The organism is Caballeronia sp. SEWSISQ10-4 2 (assembly GCF_030464885.1).
Taxonomy (GTDB): domain Bacteria; phylum Pseudomonadota; class Gammaproteobacteria; order Burkholderiales; family Burkholderiaceae; genus Caballeronia.
In genome coordinates this window covers 106,888-130,771 of sequence record NZ_JALPRJ010000018.1, presented here as the reverse complement: position 1 = coordinate 130,771, position 23,884 = coordinate 106,888, and the positions used below count along the sequence as shown (strand labels likewise).

At 56.7% G+C, this 23,884-nt stretch carries 16 protein-coding genes and 8 pseudogenes; 8 read left to right on the top strand and 16 right to left on the bottom strand.

Annotation, left to right across the window (positions count from 1 at the left end; translation table 11 throughout):
• Window positions 1-213: 213 nt before the first annotated feature.
• From M0D69_RS14865 to M0D69_RS14855, 3 genes are all read left to right on the top strand, one after another.
• Window positions 214-984, top strand: coding sequence for an MFS transporter (locus M0D69_RS14865; RefSeq protein WP_301782723.1), 771 nt, complete (start codon window positions 214-216; stop codon window positions 982-984).
• Window positions 984-1,553, top strand: a complete 570-nt coding sequence (locus M0D69_RS14860) for an MFS transporter (RefSeq protein ID WP_301782722.1) — start codon at window positions 984-986, stop codon at window positions 1,551-1,553. The genes M0D69_RS14865 and M0D69_RS14860 overlap by 1 nt, the downstream gene beginning before the upstream one ends.
• 195 nt (window positions 1,554-1,748) lie before the next feature.
• Window positions 1,749-2,264: a MaoC family dehydratase gene (locus M0D69_RS14855; protein ID WP_301782721.1), complete on the top strand. Its 516-nt coding sequence runs from the start codon at window positions 1,749-1,751 to the stop codon at window positions 2,262-2,264.
• A 130-nt stretch (window positions 2,265-2,394) separates the two neighbouring features.
• Here the strand turns inward: M0D69_RS14855 and M0D69_RS14850 are convergent.
• The 8 genes and pseudogenes from M0D69_RS14850 to M0D69_RS14815 all read right to left on the bottom strand — a co-directional run.
• A pseudogene (locus M0D69_RS14850) lies at window positions 2,395-2,519 on the bottom strand (branched-chain amino acid ABC transporter permease); the annotation flags it as partial.
• Window positions 2,520-2,523: 4 nt separating this feature from the next.
• Window positions 2,524-2,901, bottom strand: a complete 378-nt coding sequence (locus tag M0D69_RS14845) for a hypothetical protein (protein ID WP_367619717.1) — start codon at window positions 2,899-2,901, stop codon at window positions 2,524-2,526.
• Between the two features lie 6 nt (window positions 2,902-2,907).
• The gene (locus tag M0D69_RS43765; RefSeq protein WP_367619716.1) at window positions 2,908-3,120 is read right to left on the bottom strand and encodes a hypothetical protein; all 213 of its coding nucleotides are present in this window, start codon (window positions 3,118-3,120) and stop codon (window positions 2,908-2,910) included.
• Window positions 3,121-3,361: 241 nt separating this feature from the next.
• Complete coding sequence (locus M0D69_RS14840; protein ID WP_301782720.1) at window positions 3,362-4,588, bottom strand: porin; 1,227 nt, start codon at window positions 4,586-4,588, stop codon at window positions 3,362-3,364.
• 425 nt (window positions 4,589-5,013) lie between these two features.
• Window positions 5,014-5,529, bottom strand: coding sequence for a hypothetical protein (locus tag M0D69_RS43760; RefSeq protein WP_367619715.1), 516 nt, complete (start codon window positions 5,527-5,529; stop codon window positions 5,014-5,016).
• A 905-nt stretch (window positions 5,530-6,434) separates the two neighbouring features.
• Window positions 6,435-7,792, bottom strand: a pseudogene (locus tag M0D69_RS14830) (MFS transporter).
• A 1,233-nt stretch (window positions 7,793-9,025) separates the two neighbouring features.
• Window positions 9,026-9,361: pseudogene (locus M0D69_RS14820) on the bottom strand (DDE-type integrase/transposase/recombinase); the annotation flags it as partial.
• Between the two features lie 133 nt (window positions 9,362-9,494).
• Window positions 9,495-10,313 (bottom strand): IclR family transcriptional regulator C-terminal domain-containing protein, encoded by an 819-nt coding sequence (locus M0D69_RS14815; RefSeq protein ID WP_301782719.1) that lies wholly within the window; start codon window positions 10,311-10,313, stop codon window positions 9,495-9,497.
• 277 nt (window positions 10,314-10,590) lie between these two features.
• Between M0D69_RS14815 and M0D69_RS14810 the strand changes: the two genes are divergently transcribed.
• Both M0D69_RS14810 and M0D69_RS14805 read left to right on the top strand, forming a co-directional pair.
• Window positions 10,591-11,964: an MFS transporter gene (locus M0D69_RS14810; RefSeq protein ID WP_301782718.1), complete on the top strand. Its 1,374-nt coding sequence runs from the start codon at window positions 10,591-10,593 to the stop codon at window positions 11,962-11,964.
• Between the two features lie 55 nt (window positions 11,965-12,019).
• Complete coding sequence (locus tag M0D69_RS14805; protein WP_301782717.1) at window positions 12,020-14,536, top strand: CoA transferase; 2,517 nt, start codon at window positions 12,020-12,022, stop codon at window positions 14,534-14,536.
• A gap of 80 nt (window positions 14,537-14,616) precedes the next feature.
• On the opposite strand, the pseudogene M0D69_RS14800 reads toward M0D69_RS14805, so the two are convergent.
• Window positions 14,617-15,183, bottom strand: a pseudogene (locus M0D69_RS14800) (IS6 family transposase); the annotation flags it as partial.
• Between the two features lie 64 nt (window positions 15,184-15,247).
• Here M0D69_RS14800 and M0D69_RS14795 point away from each other — a divergent pair.
• Window positions 15,248-15,678 (top strand): annotated as a pseudogene (locus tag M0D69_RS14795) (transposase); the annotation flags it as partial.
• Window positions 15,679-15,805: 127 nt separating this feature from the next.
• Here M0D69_RS14795 and M0D69_RS14790 read toward each other — a convergent pair.
• From M0D69_RS14790 to M0D69_RS14775, 4 genes are all read right to left on the bottom strand, one after another.
• Window positions 15,806-16,270, bottom strand: coding sequence for a hypothetical protein (locus M0D69_RS14790; protein ID WP_301782716.1), 465 nt, complete (start codon window positions 16,268-16,270; stop codon window positions 15,806-15,808).
• Between the two features lie 289 nt (window positions 16,271-16,559).
• Window positions 16,560-18,860 (bottom strand): xanthine dehydrogenase family protein molybdopterin-binding subunit, encoded by a 2,301-nt coding sequence (locus M0D69_RS14785; RefSeq protein ID WP_301782715.1) that lies wholly within the window; start codon window positions 18,858-18,860, stop codon window positions 16,560-16,562.
• Window positions 18,853-19,911, bottom strand: a complete 1,059-nt coding sequence (locus tag M0D69_RS14780) for a xanthine dehydrogenase family protein subunit M (protein ID WP_301782714.1) — start codon at window positions 19,909-19,911, stop codon at window positions 18,853-18,855. Before M0D69_RS14780 ends, M0D69_RS14785 begins: the two co-directional genes overlap by 8 nt.
• Window positions 19,908-20,408, bottom strand: a complete 501-nt coding sequence (locus M0D69_RS14775) for a (2Fe-2S)-binding protein (protein WP_301782713.1) — start codon at window positions 20,406-20,408, stop codon at window positions 19,908-19,910. The genes M0D69_RS14780 and M0D69_RS14775 overlap by 4 nt, the downstream gene beginning before the upstream one ends.
• 333 nt (window positions 20,409-20,741) lie before the next feature.
• On the opposite strand from M0D69_RS14775, the pseudogene M0D69_RS14770 reads away from it, so the two are divergent.
• A pseudogene (locus M0D69_RS14770) lies at window positions 20,742-20,899 on the top strand (TetR/AcrR family transcriptional regulator); the annotation flags it as partial.
• Between the two features lie 106 nt (window positions 20,900-21,005).
• Window positions 21,006-21,242, top strand: a complete 237-nt coding sequence (locus M0D69_RS43755; protein ID WP_367619714.1) for a GFA family protein — start codon at window positions 21,006-21,008, stop codon at window positions 21,240-21,242.
• A 64-nt stretch (window positions 21,243-21,306) separates the two neighbouring features.
• Here M0D69_RS43755 and M0D69_RS14765 read toward each other — a convergent pair whose 3' ends face one another.
• From M0D69_RS14765 to M0D69_RS14755, 3 genes and pseudogenes are all read right to left on the bottom strand, one after another.
• Window positions 21,307-21,924 carry an NADPH-dependent F420 reductase gene (locus tag M0D69_RS14765; protein WP_301782712.1) on the bottom strand — a complete coding sequence of 206 codons (618 nt, stop codon included), beginning with the start codon at window positions 21,922-21,924 and terminating at the stop codon, window positions 21,307-21,309.
• A gap of 95 nt (window positions 21,925-22,019) precedes the next feature.
• Window positions 22,020-22,663 (bottom strand): annotated as a pseudogene (locus tag M0D69_RS14760) (SDR family NAD(P)-dependent oxidoreductase).
• Window positions 22,664-22,763: 100 nt separating this feature from the next.
• A pseudogene (locus tag M0D69_RS14755) lies at window positions 22,764-23,873 on the bottom strand (alkene reductase).
• Window positions 23,874-23,884: the final 11 nt, after the last annotated feature.

Here is a 23,884-nt window from a genome sequence, read left to right as displayed (position 1 = left end):
GCCGACCGGCCAAGATGGTTGTCGGTAAACCGGACGTTCTGGTTGACGCTATCCAGCGCTTAATGCGCTCTTCTCCATCTACACGTCCGGCACCAGTGGCGAGCCGCGTTCGGGTGGTATCGGTGCTTGCCCTACCCAAAAATGAAGCCCTTGAGTTAGGCAGGAAGATTATATACTACTACGTAGTATCATTTAATCAAATCGGAGACGCGAATGGACACTCGGATCGATCAATCACCTAGAGACGCCATGACGGTCCCCACCGAGCCGGAAGGGCGTTTCACGTATCGGTGGGTGATCCTGGCCACTTCGCTAACGGTCCTCGTCACCAGCTTCGCGCGACGCTTGGCCTGGGGCAATTCCGGCAGCGCCGTCGCTGCCGAACTGCACATCGCTCCGCCAACGATGGGCGCGTTCGTGTCGGCGTTCTTCGTTGGTTATTCCGGCGCGAGTTTCTTCGGGGGATTCGCGGTCGACCGGCTAGGGCCCAAGCGCGCCATACGCTTGGCCCTTCTCCCGCTCGGCTCCTTCACGGCGGTCTTTGGTTTGATCCAAACCACCTGGCAAGGGCTCGCGCTCCAACTCCTGATCGGCATGTCGGCTGGAACCGGATATGCCGGAACCGCAAAGCTCCTCGCCAACTGGTTCGTCTCCAAGGAACGTGGCCGAGCCTTCGGCATTTTGGGCACGGCCTCATCAGTCGCTGTTACGATCGCCAACGCGATTTTCCCGCTCGTCATTCTCCAGTTCACCTGGCGGGCGCTCTACCCCCTGCTAGGCGGTGTGATGGCGTTGGTTCTGTTGCTCAGCCTCATTGTGCTGCGCGACAGCCCTACGGCCGCACCGAGGGCACCCAAGCGGGCTGGAACCTTCCTGATCACTGCCCGCATTCTGCTGACGAACCGGAATTTCGTGCTGATGGCCGCCTGCGGTCTGGGCGGCCTATGGGGCACCTGGGGATTCGCGTTCTGGGTCACCCCCTGATGATCAAGATCGGACCGGTCGCGACAGGGAGCGTAGTTGCGGTCTTCGGGCTCTTCGGTCTGTGTGGCAAGCCGCTCTACGGGCTGCTGTCCGATCTCATTGGAGGGCGCCGCAAGGCCCTCATCGTGATTTGCCTCACTGCCTTCGCCATTGCTCTTCTGATCTTTTCACAGACCCGTGACATTTCGGAGTTTCGGCTCCTAGCCCCGTTCCTAGGCGTGACCGCCTTCGCCTACTCTCCTCTTCTAACAGCTTTCATTTCCGAGAAGATGGACCAAGCCGCGCTCGGCGCGGCGGCCGGCGTCTCCAACGCGATCATACAATTGGGCGCCATCATCGTGCCGATCGTTATCGGCGTGGTCTTTGAGCGAACCCATTCGTTCCAGTACTCGGTAATCACGATGGCGATCGGGCCGCTCATCGGCGCGGCCTGTATGGCCTGCGTGACCGACTCTCGATCGCAGCCTGCGGGGATTATTTTCGAGAACAACGCCGGAGTTCGCATGGGGTCTCTACAGGCGGTCGATCGCTCTGCTAGCCCGGCGCATGCAGCGGAGGACGGCGGGTGACGAACGAGCAACGTTATGCGTTGTTGTTCGGGGTCGTCGTGACTCGTGCGATTGAATTTCCTTTTGTGTCCCAATTCTTTCGTACAAACGGCGCGACTTCTACTCGTGACATTCCATTGTTTTGCGACAACTTGGTCTGATAGGCTCGACGGCTACCAACATCGTTGCCAACACCAAGGCCGCTCTACGTACCTGATGTTCTTCGAAGAGAGAAATGAAATGTCGGACGATTGTCAATTGAGACTCAGCGTCAGCGGATTGGTGGCAAAGATCGGAAGCGAGATCGCGGTCTCAAAATGGGTAACGATCGATCAAAGTATGATCGATTCATTTGCCACCATATCTGGCGATTTTCAGTTCATTCACGTCGATCCGGCACGCGCCCGTCGGGAAAGTCAGTTCGGGGGCACCATCGTCCATGGAATGCTTGTTCTATCCCTGTTACCCGCCCTCGCTCATCAGTCGCTGCCCGCCATCGACGGCAGAAAGATCAACATTAACTATGGCTTCGATCGCGTGCGCTTCACTACACCGGTCCCGGTCGGCAGCGATGTTAGAGCCAGGATTATGCTTAAGGATGTGACGCGGAAGAGCAGACAAAATCTGATGATTCGATACGGCGTCGCGGTCGAAATTAGAGGCATAGAAAATCCCGCTGCGGTAATCGATTGGTTGACGTTGATGATCCTAGAGACCCCCGTTGAGGCTTAACGATCTAGTCTTGATGTTCAGCGTCGCCGCCTTCAGCGTGTGTGTTTCGCAATCACCAGAACCGTTATTTCGTCCGCCTCCTACGTTGTCCTTAGAAGGATGCCCTCAAGAAATCCATGGCAGCAGGGTTGACGCCGGACAGGAAGAAGGCAAGCCAAAAAACGGCATGTGAAAGGCGACGGCGAGCATACCCACGACGTAGGCCCCAATGGCCATAAAGCCGCCGTGCCCGAGATTGAACTGGCCTGTGTAGCCGGCGTCAGGATCGAAACCATGCTGGGTCAATGCTCACCAAGGAGGCGCCCTCTCGGTTCTCGGCCATTACGAGAATGGTCCAGCCCATGGTTGTGCGGGTCAGGAACAAGTCCAAGGCTGCGACCAGCGCGAATGCCGATCCGATGAGCAACAATCCGTGTACGGTTGCTGTCAGGCCCAAGACGTGGATGATCCCGTTGTATGGAGACTGCATGCGGCGAAAGTCGGCTCCCCAGATCGCCTGTTCCGACGCCTCGAAAAATAGCAACACACCGATCGCGGCAATCATCGGATGCGGACCCGAGGCATGTCGCAGCGGGCGACAGACCAGCCGCTCCGAAAGTACGGCCAGCACCGCGACGCACGCGGTCGATGCCAACATGGTCAACTAGTAGTTGACGGCGTAGGCGCTCATCATATGGAACGTGATGAACGCCCCAGCCATGTAGAGCGCCCCGTAGGCGAAGTTGGGCACATGTAGGATTCCATGCACGAGCCTCGATCCAAGCGCCACGAGGCAATAGATGCCACCAAGCATCCGACAGTTGAGTATCTGCTGAAAAACATTCTGTGCGAGCGCGCCCGCAGGGGCGCGGCTCATCTCCAGTCGGGGTTGGTGACCTCCGATCGGGTGCGCGGTCAAATCCCGGGCAGCCAGAAGTTGCAGTTGTTAGAGTCTCAGATCAACTGAAGACACGTTTTTAACTGCCCGGTTCGGTCAGCGAAATCCTGCTCTTCATCGACAACCCGCCGCACCAGAATCTCTCGAACGGCGCATTTTTTGTGGATATCCGTGTGACGGTTGCAAGCGGCGCCACATGCTTCAGGCGCCGCGCTTCCTGTTAAAATCTGTGCCGGATACCGATCCGCACTGACACCTGCTTGTTGGTCGTCGACGGAGTCAACTCGCCAATCTCGGCGACCGCGCTTTGTCCGAACGAGTCCGTCCCGCTCGCCTTTTCATAAGCGACGACGGTATATACGTCTGTACGCTTAGACAGGAAATAATCAGTACCTGTACTGAAGAGGTCGTAATTCGCCCCCCCCAGTCCACCCGCTCCCCCATTGCGGGTGTAATCGTAGGCCGCGCCAACCAGCAACGAAGGCGTGAGTTGATACTGCGAATTAATTTCGATGTTATTGAATGCAGCAGTCCCACTGTAGTTCAGAGGATTGGGGCCCGATGCCGAACCCATGCCTTCGAACCTTGTATTCGAATACGCGAGGTTCACGTTCAACGAACCCAAGGTGACACCTGCGGCTATTGCCGCTGTCTCACGTCGGTTCGCCGATGCGTAACCGGCGTAGACCGGATTGAATTCAGGTCCGGTTGCGCTGCCAAAGACTCCAAGGTTATTGGTTGTCGACGGGCCTGCGTCAGGGTTGGAGCCGTAGAACGACGTGTTCGGATTGTGAACATTCAGATAGGTGGCACTAATCGAAAACGGCCCCGTTGCGTAGGCCACGCCACCTCCCCAGATCCAGTTGCTCGAGAAAGATCCTGCGATACCGCCGAGATTCATTATTGCTTCGACCGTTAGCCCACGATAACTGACGCTGCGGTATTTTATTGAATTGTTAATACGTCGTGAATTCAAAGCATTGTCCACATCTCCCGGGTGAAAAGCCATTAACCCGCCCCACTGTCGCGCCGCTAAGAACGGTGCATACAGATCAACGACGGCATCATACTGTCGGCCGAGCGTCACGGTACCGAACGCGCTGCTCAAGCCGACATATGCCTGTCGACCAAACGCCGAACCGCCCTGCCCCAAGACACCGCTGTTACTATCGAAACCACTTTCCAACACGAAGAGGGTCTTCAATCCATCGCCTAGATCTTCTGTTCCCCGGAAACCCCACCGACTACCCTGAAGGCCGGCCGCTCCACCCTCGAGCATCGCGATTTGATGGCCACCGACAAGGCTTGATCCGGTCTGCGCGATCTGAACGTTGTTTGTATAGTTGATGCCGCTGTCGATTGCGCCATACAGAGTCACGGTACTTTGCGCATGAGCGCAATCAAGCAGAATGATTGGTAATGCTAATTGTATAATAGATTTTTTCACGAAAAGTCTCCTGGATTTATGAATATTTAGTATTACTATAAGTCCATTCTGGCCGTTCGAACTGCGGAGCACGGCCGGCTCCTGCTAAAGGCGGTACCTTCGAGTCTGTTTACATTTTCACCAACGACCCGAACCCTCAAGTAATCGATGCAAAGACGACATAGTTCTCAGCTAACTTCTCATATAGAGCGGAGATTGCCATTGTGAACATCACGTCCAAGTAGCCGTCTACACCGCACGTCGCTTCCATCTCAGTGTCGTCACGCTCTTCCTGTCATCGGCTACTCCTTCTCCACGGCTGACCGCTCCGGGAGACTTTTCAACAGCCTGCTAGTATTGCGAGTCGCTGTTAAATCGGACAATCCATATAGTTTGCCTTTCGTAGGGTTACCGCTGTCAGATAGAGACCATCAACAGTTGTTGATTTAGTGCCTGCCACCGAAGCACGCGTGAGCGGCTTCCTGGGCCGTCAGGCCGACTCTGAAATAGCTTCGCAGACGGTCCAGGGTCGCGGTGTCTGGATGATAGGAAGCGCTGATAAATTGCGCTTCGACCGCTGCGTCATACCAAGCGCACGTCCACACATCGAGTTCTCGGATGTTTTCGAGTGTTAGGTAATTTGACTCGTCCATCATGGTGATCTCCCTGCGATTCGTTGGATGCGTTCGCTGTGATTCGCCTCCGCCGATATCCCAGTCATCCGGCACTTGCGTAAGCACGTATTGCCGGGCGTTCGCCATCAGGCGGGGATACGCACCACGTGCCGTCATCGTGTCGGAAGAAAAAAGGGTGACCGGACCTTCCGGCCGCAGTGCGTCAACGCGTACATAACGCCTCCGACTAGGGGGTGTGCGGCTGAATCGGGTTACGCGAATCGGCGTCGCCAAAGTTGGCGTCAGCCACTTTTCAATTAGCAAACGCAACGACATTTCTGCGTTCATCCGCTTCTCCTTCGATCCCGTTCCGCTGGTTCACCCTTGCCCTGTTGCACTCGCCAAGGCGCAGTTACGGCCACAAAGATTTCGTCATTTTGCGCGATTGATACTGGCCCCAAGCCACGATGGCTACCCTCGTAGTTCTGTTGACGAATTTCTAACTCAGTACACTACGGGAGCAATCGAACCGACCAGACACGGCGAATCCGACATCACCGATGTTCGCCCGAATCACATTTACTATCAGCTTCGCTGCTCTTAATCCCGTTAGTTCGAAGCGATCTGCCTGCCTCGCATCAGCGACAACGCAGTCATGCCAGTTTTTCCATGCATCTATCATACTACTTAGTATCATTATTGCCAGTACGCTGGCGTTTGGCAAGTGGTATAGGGAATTCCCCAAGAGCCGAAGCATCAGATTTTTCTGCAGCGTCAGGATCTTCAAGGTGGTCGGGACCCTAGACGGGGTCTTACGCATTTTTTCCGACAGATTGAGTGCGAGATTTGAATCGGCGCGGAACGGACCGATGTCGTGCCTGCAGGAAAGCGAAGTTCAACGGAGCGTTGTGTAGCCGGATCTGACTGGCATCCTCATTGAAGGCCACGTCAAGACAGGTGGCTGTCGCACCTCCAAAGTACCGAAAATCGCGCGGATCGGCTCCGATGACCTCCTCCGCAAACAGTGATGATTGTGCGCAGCCTTCACCGAATCGAACCCACTGCCTGGCCCCACCGCATTTCGCCCCACCCGGTCTACCGTTTGAATTGTCGAGTCCCCGGTTTACAGCATCAATGCGGTCTTTCAAGGCAAAGACTGCTTTAGCCCCGTCCACGTCTCCTTTCGGCTAATGCGCCAATCTGACACGTCATCATCGGCAAACGAAAACTGGAAGCCGGCATGTTCTCCGGTATCATGCCAGCCACCGAATCGAGGCCGTATTGCATCCTGACCATGCAAGTACCCGCAGGGCAATCGCCGAAACGAGCGCCGGCACGGCCAGCAAACCGAGTACTGCCCCGAAATTCCAGCCGAGGCCCATCAACGCCGCACCCGTAAAAGCACCCGCTACGCCGCCAACTCGGCCAATACCCAGCATCCGTGCGACACCTGTCGCGCGCCCTTCGGCTGGGTAAAAGTCGGCGGCGTGCGCGCACATTGACGAAACTGCACTGGTTGCCAATGTACCGGTAGCGAACATCAACACGCCGAGCAACAAGGGGCTGCCGACGCTGCGTCCAACCAGAAACACGAAAAGCCCAAGAAGCACATAAGTCAGAGAGATCGTTTTATTTGGATTGAATCGGTCCATAAACCAGCCCGCGCTCAGATTACCGAGTACGCCGCCGAGTGGAAACAACGAGCTCATCAGCGCACTATCTGCAAGCGAGAAGCCTGCCTCCTTGAAGAGCATTGGCAGCCAGTTTGTGAGCACATAGAAGATCAGCAATCCCATGGCGTATGCCAACCACAGCATTGCAGTGCCAAAGCGGTAGCGGCGCGACATCACGAGCGCTAGCGCGGTGCGTCCATCGCTGCGTGCTTCGTCATTCGGTGCATGTAGCGTAAACGTACATCCAGCGAATGACGTACGGGGCGCGATGTGGGCAAGGATGCCAGCAATCCGCTAGTCCCGATTTCCCCGTACTGCGAGAAACTGAACCGACTCTGGCAGCAGGAATACCAGCAAAACGGCAAGCACGCAGGGTCCGAGACCTCCGACGATGAGCACACTTTGCCAGTCGTAATGAGGAATGAGCCAAGCAGCGAGCACCCCTCCCGCAGCGAGGCCACCGGAAAATCCGCAAAACATGGCATTGACTGCGAGCGCCCGCACTCTCGCTGGCGCATACTCAGACATTGCGGTCACCGCGTTGGGCATCGCGGCGCCGAGGCCCAGTCCAGTCAGAAAACGCATCACTGTCATCGATTCAATGGATGATGCGTGTGCGGCGACGAGACTCCATAAGCCGAAAAACGCTACAGACACAACAGCACGATTTTTCGGCCGCAACGATCCGCAATGGGGCCGGCAATCAATGCTCCTATCCCAAGACCAACCAGAGCCGCGCCAAGGACTGGGCCGAGGGACGAACGTGCAACGCCCCACTCGTGCACGAGCGACGGGGCAATGAATCCCATGGCCGCCGTATCGTATCCGTCGGCCGCAAGAATCAAAGCACACAACGCAAAGATCAGCCATTGATAAGGCGTGAACGGTCGACTGTCGAGAAATGCCCGGACATCGAGCACATGCGAGGTGTCTGTCATCATTTGTCTCCTGGTATGCTGGCCGTTGCCGGCGTAGACCAGATTCGTCTTTGTGTTTGTGCCTGCAGATATCGCCTTGATGCGACCGTCGCGCAACGTCCAGTAGCGCTGTTCCTGTGCTCGATGGGTACGCGACCAGTCGGCCAGTGGTGCACCATACGTCCGACCGTCGCGTCCACTCAGGACAGTCTCCGTAATGACCTATACGCGTCTGAAAAAAAATCATCTCGCGCAACACAATGCCTGCGTCAGTCAGCTGCTCGAACATCATCTTATTTTCGACCACAATGTCCTATGTGATGAGGAATGCTGATCGCCATAGACATGTAGTTAATATCAAATCAATTCTGTCTTTTAGTGATTGATATATCTTCATTCACTGACAGTACAGCTTTGCACAAACAGCGACCACCGGCATGATGGTCATATCGCATCTGCACGTTCTTGGCATCGGAATGTCCGGTCCTCGGATCGAGATCTTGCGATTCAACAACTGTGGCAATGTAGGGCGACAATGCAACGATTGCCGATGCTTGTCACTGGATGACCTGACGCTTGCCGCAAAGGGGAACAGCGATGACGTGAGGCACGCGAAGGCTGCCGAAAGCTCGGAACTCGACTACCACGTGATCGCCAATGCGTAGCATTGGATCTCCATGGCCCATCATTTGGAATCCCTCTTCCATATGAACAAGCAGAATAACGTATGGCCACGCGAAACGACTTCGGTGTTCGGTGGACGCGTGACCGTCGTCGACGCACAGACGACGCCGCGGCCCGCCGCCGAGTGCTTTGCGGGATTCGACGTCCCGCACGATGGACAGAAAGTGCGTCGAAAGTACCATACATGCTGACAGTAGATGCATGATTGGTAACTCACCACGGGCGCGCCCGTGGTCCAGTCGCCTTGCCCGGTAAGCTCGTCGTTCAATGCACTCGCTCCAGAAAGACGCTGACATGGGAGGACAGCACACCTCCATCTCCATGCTGGAGTGCCAGTAACGCGTCCTGCACCTGGCGCTCGCCAGCGCGGCCCGTCATCTGCAATTGGGTCTCGACAAGATGAGCAACTGCACCGGCACAGCCGGAGTGGCCATAGCTCAGCAGGCCGCCATGGGTGTTCAATGGCCCGCTACACATTGGAGGTCGACTTTCGCGAATACGCGGCGCAAATGCGCCGTGATATGCATACGGGTATAGCGGGCGTCTGATGATCTTGAGCGACACCGGGTTTGAACGTAACACTTTTTGGAAGAAGCGCTTTGTCGCGGCCTTGTCGTGGCGTTTTTCGACCAGCACGTCGAGTTCGGCGCCATGCTCGTCGACCGCTCGCCATATCAAATATGCCTCGCCGCGTAGCGTCACGAACATCTCATCCAGATACCATGTACGGTCCGGCTTACCCCTCGCCGCTTTGCCGCAACGGGCGAATCCAGCGCCAAATTTAATGCACTAGCAATGGATCGTTTCGTACGTGACCACGACACCTCGCTCGAACAACAACTCCTCGATATCGCGAAGGTTTAGGCTGAACCTGAAATAGCACCGAACCGTGCAGCTGATGACGATTGCAGGAAAGCGTCGGCCACGATAAAGCGATTCGTTTTCTTCATCTCTTCATTCAGCCGCTCCACCAACATGACAGTGCCGAATAGTTATCTCAATACAACACCACACGTCCCGGAATCGACAAGATCGCAGGTCATCCTGCAAGAAGAGAAAGTTCCTGAGCGGCCTCACGAAGAACGGGCAGTATCTTTAATTTCATATCGCCCACGGTTACGCGCGACTCATGCACTGCGACGCACGTTGCAGCGACTGTCACGCCTCGCGAGTTCACGATCGGTATCGCGACAGACCGTAAACCCGCTCCAAGCTCCTGGTCGATGAGTGCAAAACCTTGCACGCTAACTTTATTCAACTCGGCCTTCAAAGCATCCGGAGTCGTCAGCGTGTTGGCCGTGTACTGAAGGAAACGCATCATTTTTAGCCGCGCTTCAAGTTCGTCATCGGAAAGCTGCCAGAGCATCACACGACCCATCGACGTGCAATATGCAGGCAAGCGGCTACCGACATCGAGTTCGATTGTCATGATTCGAGATGTGGGCGCTCGGGCGATATACAAAATGTCGGCACCGTCGAGTACTGCGATCGAGCTCGATTCGTTCAACACGCTCGTAACGTGCCTTAGAACCGGCATGCTCACGCTTGCGAACGGACTCGATGTGAGATACGCATGCCCTAATGCCAATACTTTCGGGCGCAACACAAAGTAGCGCTCGTCTTCCGCGGCAACAAAACCTAAGTGACTAAGGGTGTACAGACATCGTCGAACGGCGGCGCGCGAGATGCCGGTCTTTTGACTAATCTGAGAGATCGAAAGCCTGTGCCGTTGTTTTGAGAATGCCTGAATGACTGTCAGCCCGCGCTCAAGCGATGTCATGTAGTTCGGATCGCCAGACAGCTTGGCGGAACCTTGAACGCTTCCTTCATCGGTCGGATCACCGCCATTTGACGTCACGACATGGCCCTCCTAGCAGTATGAACTGGATCACGTCCGGGTCGAGTGAGTGGACGGCGTGAACTAAGTTTGATCTTCTTCAGCATAGCGGCACACGTAAAAATAGCGCTTGGGCGATTATCGCACTGTATGTGCTGACTCGGGGTTGACCGCACAACCTTCATCATTGAGGATCATGCGGTCGATAAATGCAATCGCGTGCGATTATCGATCGCAGTTGAATCCAATGGAAACGTGTCGCTGGCGTGGAAATCGGACCCTCTGCCGGTTTCCCGGCATGCAGAAAAAGCTGATCGACCGCAACATTTGTGAAAAATTATTTGGAGACGACGTGTCAATCCAGTTCATGACATCATCACGGGTACGTCAGTCAACGTACCGCAAAGTCGCGTGGCGGATGATTCCTTTCCTGTTGCTTTGCTACATGATGGCAACGATTGACCGCTTCAACATTGGCTTTGCCAAACTGCAGTTCCTCCATGATTTGAAGCTTGACGACGGCATGTACGGAATTGCTGCTGGAATTTTCTATATCGGCTACATCGCCTTGGAAGTGCCGAGTAATTTGTGGCTCGTGCGCACGGGTGTCCGCCGCACGCTGTTGCGGATCATGGTGTCATGGGGCGCGGTGACGTGCGCGACGATGCTCGCGCACAGCGCGATCGTATTCTACATTCTGCGATTCCTGCTTGGGGTTGCAGAGGCCGGCTTCTTTCCCGGAATATTGTTCTACATAACACTTTGGTTTCCAGATCGACTAAGAGGAAGAATTACAAGTCTCTTCGTCACGGCGGTGCCTCTAGGCGGAGTAATCGCAGGGCCAGCGTCTGGACTGACTATGCAGCATCTCGATGGTGTTGCGGGCTTTCATGGATGGCAATGGCTATTCATGATTGAAGGTTTGCCAACCGTCGTTCTCGGTGTGATCGCCTACTTCTATCTTGCGGACAATGTTGCATCGGTTCGTTGGCTCAGCGCGGAGGAGAAGGGGGTAATCGCTGCGGAGCTCGCACTCGACCAGCGTGATCGAGAAACGCATGGAGCATCTTTCCTCGCTAGCCTGAAGGATCCAAGAGTTTACATGCTCGCATTCGTCTATTTTTGCTTCTTTAGTTCACTCACCACAGTCCTGCTTTGGATGCCGTCGATCCTAAAAGACGTGGTCGGCCAGACCATAGGCTCGACAGGCTGGATTAGCGGGGGACTCTCGCTTCTTTCTACGGTTGGCATGGTCTTCGTCGGTTATAGCTCCGACAAATTTCGCGAGCGACGGTGGCACGTCTCGATGTGCGGTTTTGCGGCTTCTGCTAGCTTCGTGCTATTGCCGGTTGCACACGGCAATCTCATATTCACTGTCGCGCTGCTTGCCGTCGCGTCGGTTAGCGTATTCAGCATCCTGGGCCTTTTCTGGACGATACCGAGCGCGTATCTGAGCCACTCGGCTGCAGCAGGCGGGATCGCGACGATCAGCTCACTTGGCGGTTTGGGTGGCGCCTTCAGCACGATGGTGATCGGTGCTATCAGTGTCCGCTTCGGTAACCTGTACGCGGGAATCGACTTTATGGCGGCCCTGACATCCATCGGGATGTTGACTCTCCTTTGTGGTTTTCCGCGGCAATCACACTCCGTCGAAACGGCAGAGAATTATTAACCAGTTCAGCAAGTCTCAGACTGGTTCTCAACGGGCAAGTGAAGGAAGCATTGTCATGAACTACGAATCGGCAACAACGGTTGCTCCGCTCCGAGGCATTCGGGTGCTTAATCTTGGGGGTATCTGGGCCGGACGTGTGGCCGCGATGCTTCTTTCAGATCAGGGTGCAGATGTCATTGAACTCAATAGATCGCAGAGGATAGGTAGCTCCGAAGACGCCCTCCTTTCTCGTGGGAAACGTTGTATTGAACTAGACTTCGGCATCGAACACCAACGCGCCGAGGCATTCCGCCTTGCCTGCAACGCAGATATTGTCATCGACAATCTCGGTGCGGGAAAAACTGCTGTCTGGGGCCTGGATTACGCGAGCGTATCTAAATACAACCCAGAAGTTGTGTACCTTTCTCTTCCCGGTTTCGCCTCTGGTACATTAGAAGCTGAACTTCCCGCGTGGGAAGGATCACTTGCAGCTTCACATGGAGTGTACTCACATCTAAATTCAACGGCTGCCATCCTTGGCTCTGATCCGATCTTCACTTCGGTCCCTATGGCGAGTGCTTACGGCGGCGTACTTGGGGCCACGGTAGCAACACTCGCTTTTTTTCATCGACTTCGATCAGGTGCTGGGCAATTTGTCGAAGTACCTCTCGCCGATGCAGTACTTTCTTCGATGTCAGCTCTCGCGATGCGAATCGAGGGGCAACCGGAGCAATTCAATCTGCCCCGTGTCGACAACGTAATGAAAGAAATCGCATTCCCAATCTTCAGGGATCTGGCGGACCACCTGAGTGATCAACACAAAGCCGCCTTGTCCGCATATCTTAAGCGGTTCTCGCGTCCTCAGTTCGGACATCATCTTTGTGCGGACGGCCGGCTGATATTTATCAACGCTGCGGATCATGTTCATCAAGCGCGGGCATGTCTCGATGTCCTTGGGATTCTGGATCAACTCGTTGCTGAGGGGATGTTTGTGGGTAGCCCCTTTGACGAAGGAGTCGAAGGCAACAACATCAGCAGTTCAGTCCAAATGAATCCGCATTGGGTCGCCCGACTCAACGAAGTCATGGTCGCTCGATTTCTTACACGGTCCGCGGGAGAATGGCAGGAGGCACTTCAGGTAGCAGGCGTTCCATGCTCGATAGTCCGCACGACAGAGGAATGGCTTTTAGAGCCTGTCGCGCACGAAAGCGGGCACGTGAGCGAAATCGATGACCCGATCGACGGACCCGTGCTACAGGCCGGCCGCTTTTTGACAATTACTGGCACAGGGACTGCATCGCCTACGTTGACGTCGCGTAGCGTAGAGAAGTACGAGGTTGGATCGTCCTGGCAAGAACAGTCGCCCATCAACAGGACCGAGCAGCCGCCGATGTCGCCGTACGGGCCGATCCTCGAGGGCATTCGTATTCTCGATATTTCGAACATCATTGCGGCACCGGTGGCTTCGCGCACGCTAGCCGAATTTGGTGCACAAGTGATTCGCATCGACGCACCCGCGCCCCAAGCAGGCCCACGGATGACGATGTGGTACGGTATTGATGTGAATCAAGGCAAGCGGGCGGCGATCATCGATCTCAAAACTGATCAAGGGCGACAAGTTCTAAAGCGACTTGTTGAGAACGCCGACATAGTCGTCCACAACTTTCTCGATAAATCGGCGCCCGGCCTCGGCATTTCATACGAACAGTTGCGAACGATCAATCCCAACATCATTTGCTGCCAAGTGAGCGCTTGGGGCGGCCCCAACGACGGGGCATGGAAGGACTTCCCCGCATTCGATCCCGTACTTCAGGCTGCCACGGGTATCACATCCCGCTACGGCACTCCAAACGCCCCAGTACTGCATGGCATCGCGTCGTGCGTCGACTATATCGCTGGATTTACCGCAGCGCTCGGAATTGCACAAGCGCTCGTCGCGAAAGAGCTTGGGAGAGGTGGCGCTTATGTCCGCACATCATTAGTCATGGGAGCGCAGTTGGTACAATTTCCATTCGTCGTCGCCTCAGCAAGTGAGGCTCGTCCAACGCAAGCAAGCGGGCAAGATGCAAAAGGACACGGTGCTCAATACTCGCTCTATCGTTGTGTTGAAGGTTGGGCATTTCTCGCCTGCCGTGAACGGGACCTCCATGGTGTTGCCGCAGCACTTGGCGCCAAAAGTACTAGTCGCACCGACATGGCTGATTCGATCGCGTTGCTCAGTATTGGGAAATTACATACCGTACTCAACCGCTTTCCCAAAGCATCCGTCGTCAAGGTCAAACGTCTCGATGCGCTACCTGTTGTATCGCGCGAAGACGACAAACTACCGCCTACCGTCGCACTTGACTTCGGCAATGTAACGCTCGTCCGGCGCAAGCATCCAAGCAATTTTCCTACCGCACTGCTGGCCCCTTCGTGGTTCCGTCTTACAAAATCCCCCGTCCGTGAACTCGTTCCGGCCCCGGCGCCCGGCACTCACACTCGCGACGTACTCGTTGAAATCGGGCTCAGTAAATCGGAACTCAACGCTCTATACGCGTCAGGGGTCGTGCACGACCGTTGGCAAGTGCTGAAGTACTATCTCCCGAAATAGACGTTGCTCAGTCTGGGAGATCCGTTCCGCCGGCTGATCGACGCCCTCCGACTGCCAGCGGCAGCTTTTTACGGCTTTGTCAGGTTGCGGAAGTGGTCGGGTAAGATTGGATGATGAAGAAACCCAAATCGCTTTATCATCGCCACCGTTTTCCAGCCGCAGTCCTCGGGCAGCTGACCATCAGTCTTCATCTCACGCACGGCCCGGTGCGAGGCGGCATACCCATCGAGCGTGACCGTCTCTGGTGGCCGGCCCTGATGTTTGATTGCCTTGCGGAAAAAGGCTTTTGCCGCAGCGACATCGCGCTTTGCCCTGAGCACGAAGTCTACCGTCTGGCCGGCCCGATCCACCGCCCGATATAGATAAACCCATTTGCCCCGGATCTTCAGGTACGTCTCGTCAACCCGCCACGACGGTCCCTCAGATGTTGCGAAATGGTTCCAGCGCTTGACGAACTCGGGCGTATAGCGCTGCACCCAACGCAGGATCGTCGTGTGAGCTAGCGCCAACCCTCGCTCAGCCATCATCTCGACGAGATCGCGCAGGCTGAGCTTGTAGCGCAGATACCAGCGCACACAAAGAATGATCACGTCACGGTCAAAGTGACGGCCGGCGAACAACCCGTCCAGACTCTTCAGCTTGCTCATCGCGGGCCCTCAAATCAGTTAGGCCGACACTCTAACCGATCCGTTGATCGCTATTTGCACCACAGCCGTTGAGCGGAGGCAGCGATTGCGACGACGGTACTGTACGCCCGTACTCGATGTCATTTACAAGCTCATGATCGAGCAATCTCCCGGCGTCGTGCCCAACAGCCTACTCGACAAAGCGCCAACTTACCTGCGCGGACAGTCGCCGAAATTGGTTCGCTACATCGAGAACGGCAACTGGCCAATCTCGAATAATGCATGTGAAAACTCGATTCGCCCATTCTGCGTGGGACGCCGCTCATGGATCTTTGCAGACACTGTCGCAGGCGCAAACGCCAGCGCAGACCTCTACTCAATCGTGGAGGCCTGTCGGGCCCACAGCATTGACCGTATCGCTACCTCACCTGGCTGTTTCAACGGCTGCCCCTTGCAAAGACCGTCGATGAATACGGCGCGCTGCTTCCCTGGAAGATGCCAGGCCACATTCGCTGATCACGCTTCCCGCTACACCATCCATGCCGCAACGGCATGCACGCTCAGAGAGGCCTGGTTGATGGATCGCATACGATAAGGCCTGTTGATCGTGGCGACGCATGGGAAAGTCAGCGAAGGACCGGGTTCAATCAGCGTTCACCAGTTTGTCCATATCGGTGACGATCAACGCATGGATTTGCCAGCCGGGCGGCCCCTTGTGCAGGAGATAAGTGAATCCGCCTCGTGGCATCTCCGATCCATCGGTTTTATAGCGAATCGCCACGGTGCTATAAATTGCGGTCGTCTCACTCAGCATTTTGATGCGAGAGTCGCTCAACTGCGCGTGCAAAAAACCAAGCGATTTGAACCCGCTCAGAAGCTTGGTCAGGAAAGCTTCCGTGTCCTCTCTTTTATTCATTGGCAAGACCTCAGCCGGTTGCACAACTATGACCGGCTCTCCGTAAAACGAGGCGGCTACATGCAGATCGCGGCTCAGGGCGTCGTAGTAGCCAGTGAGGACTTGTTGAATAGCCTCTTTTTCGCTTTCGGCCTGCGCCGGCTGTGAAACGGAGGGCTCGTTGTTCAGAGGTTGACGGATCGAATCATTCATAGGTGTGCTCCTGTCGAATCCAAACACCACGCAATCACGGGATTGTCATTGCACATGGCAGTGATTGATGCGTTCCCTGTAGCCTCGCCTGAAGAGGATACTACGCATCTTTACTAGTGCCATATCGCCATCGATCGGAGAGTCAACATCAGCAACGACGACGGTAAGGCCTACGCACAAGGCGTGTAAACGGACAACGGATCTTCGCGCTGCGGAGCTGATCGACTTGAAAGGCTGCCGGATCGGGTTTCGTGCATTGGTCCCAACATCCGATGCGGATATCCTGCACTCAGTCAAATAACGCTCTTGACGGGCTACTGCCATCGCGGGCGTGTGACGGCTGCGACCAAAGCAGTTTGTCCAGCGTGATTGGCGCCTGTCGCACACGAATGCCTGTCGCATGCCAGACGGCGTTCGCCACGGCTCCCGCGCTTCCGGTAATACCGATTTCGCCGATACCCTTAATACCGAGTGCATTGACGTACGGATCGTCTTCATCCACGATAATTGCCTCGAGAGAAGGTACGTCCGCGTTGACGGGTACGTGGTACTCAGCCAGATTGGCGTTCATGGGCCGCCCCGTGCGGGGATCCATGATCGCGTGCTCCTGAAGCGCAAAAGACACACCCCAGATCATTCCGCCCAGGTATTGGCTACGCGCCAATCGCGGGTTGATGATCCGCCCCGCCGCGAACGCGCCGACGAGTCGACTGACGCGGATCTGCCCGAGTTCAGGATCGACCTTCACTTCCGCAAACACAGCGCCGTGCGAGTGCGTTGCATAGTTGCCTTGTGCAACAGCGTCGGGTGCGGCATTGCCCTTTCCCTCGATATTTGTGCGTCCAGCACGCGCAAGAATGACCGAATAAGTCTCTCCCCGGCCTTCGTCGTCGGATCGCGAAAGACGCCCGTTGCGCGCGATTACACCCGCATTGCCCGCTCTGAACAGCGGCGACCGTTCGTCATTCGTCGCCATATCGATCAACTGTGCGACAACGTCTTTCCCTGCATGGTGAATTGCCGTGCCAGCGGTCGCCGTTCCCGCCGATCCGCCGGCCATTCCGCCGTCCGGCAGGTCGGATCTGCCGATCTGAAGTTCGACTTGCTCGAGATCTAGGCCGAGGCTGTCGGCGGCGATCTGAGCCAGGACTGTCCAGGCACCTTGACCCATGTCGTGCGCGCCGCACGCAACTGTCGCGTTGCCATCCTCGCGAAGTACCACTCGAGCCTCGGCCAGAAACATTTTGGCCGGAAAAGTCGCAGTACCCATGCCCCAGCCGACCAGCAGCCCGGATGCATCGATCATCTGCCGCGGCGCGCGTGGTCGGCCAGTCCAGCCGAACCGTTGCGCACCTTGTGCATAACATTCACGCAATGCTTTCGATGAGAATGGTTTGCCTGACATCGGTTCGATTTCAGCGTAATTCTTCAGGCGGAAATCCAGCGGGTCCATGTCGCACGCACGTGCCATTTCGTCGATCGCACACTCCAGTGCGAAGCTGCCTGGAGCTTTACCCGGTGCTCGCATGAACAGGGGTGTGCCGATGTCGAGACGGACGGCGTCGTGGGTTGTTGAGATCGTTTCAGTTGCATAAAGCGAGTGGGACAAGGTCCCGCTCGGCTCAAAAAAATCATCGAAGGTGCTCGATGCGGTCCGGGAATGGTGCGCAATTGCCGTCAGTGTGCCGTCTGCCTGCGCCCCGAGGCGCAATGTCTGACTTGTCGGCGCTCGATGCCCAACCGGCCCGAACGTCTGCTCGCGGCGAAGCACGAGCTTGACGGGACGACCGGTAAAGCGCGCCGCCATGATCCCCAGTATCTGGGGGCCGGAAATCAACGCCTTGTTGCCAAAGCCTCCGCCGAGATAGGGACTGCGGATCAGGACCGATTTTACATCGAGCCCGAACAGCCCGGCGATGCGCGCCCGGCCCAAACCCAGCGCCTGGCTCGGCGTGTCGATCGTGAGCTCGTCGCCATTCCATTGCGCGACGATGGCGTGCGGTTCCATCGCGTTGTGATATTGCGCAGGCGTTCGATAAGTCGCATTGATCCGAACAGCTGCCGACGAGAGCGCTGTCTCGACATCGCCCTTCGATTCGTTGGGAGGATACAATCCCCCTATCACATTGGGCGTGAAGGGCTCGCCGGCGTCGAATTGCACGCGAGCGACGTCGGATTCATACCGGGGTGCAAGCAGATATGCGCCTTCAGTCGCGGCCTCAAGCGTTTCTCCGATCACCACCGCGACAGGTTGATTCGCATACCTGACATTCTCGTCCTGCAGCACGTCGAGCCTAAAGGTGAACGGATTGCTGTCCTTCAGGTCAGGATGCCGGGCAAACTTCGGTGCATTCTCCGGTGTCATCACGCCGATAACACCGGGATGAGCGGACGCGTTGGCCACATCCAGACGCGTCACGCGTCCCCTCGCTATGCTGCTCGCGGCAATGACGGCGTAGAGCATGCCTTCGGGGTGGTGATCGGCAGCATAGCGCGCCTCACCGGTCACTTTGAGGACGGCCTCCCGGCGAGCGACAGGCTGGCCGACACTCGAGGGGCCAGCGTCATCCAGGAAAAGCGGCTTAAGCATGAGAAGGACTCCCCTGAGTCATGTCGAACACGGACCCTGGCAATGCAGGCGCCTGTGCGGGCGTACCCGCCACGGCGACTTGCAGGATGCGCTTCACGACGCGACGCGCCAGCTCGATTTTGAAAGCAGTACCGCCGATCGGCCTCGCTTCAGCGAGCGCGGTGTCGGCAACCCGCTGGAAAACATCGTCACTCGGTTCCTGGTCGTTCAGCATCTCTTCAGCCGCACGTGCACGCCAGGGTTTCGAGGCAACCCCGCCCAAAGCCAGCCGTCCTTCAACAATCCTGTTCCCTTCGATGCGAAGGCTCGCGGCAGCCGAGACCACTGCGAAAGCGTAAGACGTGCGATCACGTACCTTCAGGTAGCGCGAATGGCTTGCGAAACCTGCAGCGGCGGGCGGCAGGCGCACTGCAAGGATAAGTTCACCAGGTTCGAGCACCGTCTCGCGTTCCGGGGTGTCGCCGAGCGCACGATAGAAGGTTTCCAGCGGCACATCCCGCCGGCCAGAACGACCTTGGATTTCCACGACCGCATCTAGAGCCACCAGGGCAACACAGAAATCCGAAGGGTGAGTCGCTATGCAGTGCTCGCTCCATCCGAGCACCGCATGAGTCCGTGTCTCTGCCCCCTTGGCGTCGCATCCGGTACCGGGATCGCGCTTGTTGCAGGCGCTCGCAGTATCGTAGAAGTAGGGACATCGAGTGCGCTGCAATAAGTTACCGGCAGTCGTTGCGGCATTGCGCAGTTGGGCCGATGCCCCGGAAAGCAGTGCTTCCGACACCGCGGGGTATTTTTTTGCAAAGGAAGTGTCGTGCGCGAGGTCGCTGTTTCGAACCAGTGCGCCAATCCGCGTTCCGCCGTCCGGGAGCGGCTCGATTCGGCCGAGGTCCGGCACGCGCGTCAGGTCGACCACACGGGCGGGCCGCGTGACACCGCCCTTCATCAGGTCCAGAAGATTGGTTCCTCCCGCGAGGAACACTGCTCCGGGGTTGCTCGCTGCCGCTATCGCATCGAGGATCGTGTTGGGACGGACATATTCGAACCGGTTCACGCCGCCTCCCCGGTGCGCACTCTTTCGTGCATCCGAGCTAGCGAGTCAAGCACCGCGTCGGTGATTCCCGAGTACGCGCCACAGCGACAGAGGTTGCCGCTCATCGCTTCACGGACTCGTTCCGGATCGCAGCCGGTGCGCCCTTCATGGATCAGCCCTACAGCGCTCATGATCTGTCCCGGCGTGCAGAAGCCGCACTGAAATCCGTCATGTTCGATGAAAGCGGCTTGAACCGGATGAAGTTCTTCGCCACGCGAAATCCCTTCGATCGTCACGACATCGGCGCCGTCCGCGGAGATCGCGAGCGCTAGACAGGAATTTATTCGACGTTCGTCGACGAGCACTGTGCAGGCACCACATTGACCGCGGTCGCAGCCTTTCTTGGTTCCCGTGAGATGGAGGTGCTCACGCAAGAGGTCAACCAAGGTCACGCGTTCGTCTTCCAGTGCGATTTCGAGCCGCTTGCCATTGACACTCAGTGTGATCGGAAAGCTCATTCAATTGCCCTGTAAAGAGAATTGCCTTCTATAGAGCCACGGAATCGCGGGCACACGATAACCATATCAAGCAACCGGATGTCGTATAAGGCGGCAGCTCAGGTCAGTCTCTGCACATAGTTTGCCCACGGTTCTTGGACTTCTCGACCGGCAAGTTCGCAAATTTTCGCGCAACTGCCCGTAAACCGCACCCGTGTATCAGCATGCCGAACCGTCAGATCGCCTAACGCTACAGCCACCTCACAATGGCGATTACAATCGAACCATTTAATCATGAAGATTCCACTCGTCGATGTCAATGGCATTCGTCATCGTTTTAAGGAAAAACGGTTCATAGGTGTTTCAAGGCAGCAAGCCATTGAAAATCGGTGGTCGATCGTTGCCGCTGCAGAAAAACTCTTCCGCGAGCGCGGCGTAGATGCAGTGGGAGTGACCAGGCCTACTTAGACCGCAGGTTCCACCAGGGCGGCTTCTGCAATCATTTCGAGTCGTAGGATGCATTAGTGGCAGCAGTGATGTGCAATGCCGTGGAAACTGGCAAAAATTGACTTGTCGTAGCGATCGAAAAGTCCAAGGCGTTGGGCGCTCGCCTTTGGCATGGCCGTGCCGGAGAAGAAAGGCAGCCTGACAGTGACTGTCCTCACAAAGCAATTTACGTGTATCGGCGACAGCGGCAATGAGGTTAGAGGTGTGTTCTGTCCCGAGTCCCCCGTGCGCATCTATCGTGCCCTCAAGTCTGTGCCGGACATCCTTTCGATAAAATCAGACACACTCGACGACACAAGTGGGCTTCGACCAGTCCAGTTCATCTGGATGAAGAGCGCACGGGGTTGAGTTCCTGTTCTAGACGGCGTCAAAAAGTGCTTAAGGTACGGGCGCCAGACGCGTCCGAGGCTCGTCATTCGGCCCGAAATGCATGAAAGCTGATCTTACGGCCGTAGCCTGAATCTATTGCCAGACGCACCGCGAATATGCCCATCATCTCAGCATAAAGCGCCATCGCAAGTTTGCCGCCATTGACCGGTTCGAATCCCAGCTCATTCGCAAGACCCGATACCACGTCTTTCGCGTTATCTTCGTCCGAGCATACGAAAACGCTGGTCTTGCCCGATCTCCCCGGCTCTCGGATGACGTTAGACCAAATCGATGTAAATGCGCTGACGAGCGTTGCATCGGGAAGTAGCGCTGCCATGCGGGCCGCAGCGCTAGGCAGGCCATCCTGTCCGACACTGCCCGATACGGATACCGCCACTACGATGCCCCGGTAATTGTTCAATATTGCGGCTGCCTGCTCTATGGCCGCCGCCGGCACGACGACGAAGACGATATCGCTCGCAAGAAAATCCTGATCTGTCGCTTCCGCCACTCCAAGCTCATCAATCAACCTGCGCGCCGACGCGCTGCCCGGCTGCGAGCCGCGCACCCGCAGCAAGTGGCGCGTCCTTCGGCTGATGGCCGTAGCAATGGCGCCCCCCATGTCACCGGTTCCGAGTATGGATATATTCAGTGCTTTCATGACGTTTCCTCCGGCAGCCGGTCTCAGCTGCGCTCTTTCAATAACGAATACTTTCAGGTAAATAAAAACGTCTTATTCCCGAAAAGGCATCTGGATCAACCAGCGTACACTTCCATCATTTGTGCGTTGAAGGCGTTGACCAGGCCTCGTTCTTCCGGTCCCGGGTTGCCGCGGAACAGCTTTGCACCATCAACCAGGACCTCATCCGCCTCAGTTCCCAGGACAGCGATTGTTTCGTCAATAAACGCCTCGAACGGAATCGCCTGTTCGGCTTCACGGCTGTTCATGAGGTCCGTACGCACCCAGGGCGGTGCGATCTCGAGTACCCGAACCTGGGTAGCGCGCAGCATGAAGCGCTGTGAAAGGATGTACGAATGCAGCGCCGCCTTGGTCGAGGAGTACACGGCCGTCACGGCAATTGGCACGAAAGCCAGCACCGAGGTGGTGTAGGCGATCACAGCGTTTTTTTCGTCTTGAGATGCTCGATCAGCGCCGACGTCATGCGGATTGGGCCCATCAGGTTGGTCGTAATGGTAGACACCATCAATGCGTCGTCGATCTGGCCACCCGCACGATCCGGCTGCATGATGCCGGCGTTGTTGATCAGCATGTCGAGATGGCTGCGCCGACCACCACCGATGATGACCTTGTTGCCTCGCTGGTGCAGCGCCTCGGCCAGTCCGCGGCCAATGCCCGAACCGCCGCCCGTGATGAAGATTGTGTTCCCGGACAGTTTCACGATTATTTCCTTGTTAGTGTTTCGGGTGTGGATCTGCTCATCCCAGTCTCGATGAAGATTCAGTGAGTCGAATCACCTCGACGGGTGGACAACGTGCAGCTTAGATTTTGGCCATGCGGATAGCGGGATAGTCGGAATAGCCTTGCGGACCCGACGCATAAACGGTGGACCAGTCAATCACCGCGAGCGGCGCACCTGTAGCGAGTCGTTCAACCAGATCGGGGTTGGCAATGTAAGGCCGCCCGAACGCCACCATATCGGCGAACCCTTGTTCGACCAGGCTGTTACCGCGTTCGGCGTCCATCTCGACGTTGGCAATCAGCGTGCCGCGGAAGATTGGACGAAAATGGCGGAACATGGCGTCGCCCATCAGGTGTTCGATAGGCGTGCCAGTGAAGTCGGTTGTGTTGCCCATCAAAAGCAGGTGCGACAGGCCGTAGCCATTAAGCTCCCGTATCGCGTATTCCGCCATCGGCAGCGTATCTTCATTCGCGGCAAACGGGCCGCCCTCGTGCATCGGGCTGATTTTCACGCCCACCTTTGATGGCTCGACCACGTCGAGCACCGCCTCGATCACCTCGAACAGAATGCGTGCCCGATTTTCGATTCCACCTCCGTACCCGTCGGTGCGGCAATTGGTTGTGCGATTGAGGAACTGCGCGAGCAGGTAAAGATAGTTTGCGAGGATCTGCACTCCGTCGAAGCCCGCCTCCATGGCATTGCGAGCCGCGCGAGCGTAGTCGGCGACAGTCTGGCGAATCTCACCCTCGGTCATCGCCCGGGGTACGACGGTCGGCTTACGGCCACCAGGCGTCACCGAATCGTGAAGCACGTTGACGTTCGACGCCGACAGCGGTTGCGCGCCCCCGCGCAGGTCTGGGTGCGAGATTGCACCGGTATGCTAGAGTTGCGCGATGATGCGCCCGCCCCTGGCATGCACGGCATCCGTGACGCGGCGCCAGCCACGTATCTGCTGCGGGCTCCAAAGCCCTGGCGTATCAGCCCAGCCGAAGCCTTCGGGACTGATCGCGGTCGCTTCCGCAACGATCAACCCGGCAGAGGCACGCTGCGCGTAGTACTCCGCCTGGAGATCGGACGGCACGTAATCGCTCGATCCTGCGCGCATGCGGGTCAGCGGCGCCATCACGATGCGGTTGGGCAGATCGAGGTCGCCCATACGAACTGGCGTGAAAAGTGGTCGGGTGGACATGCTCTGGGTCT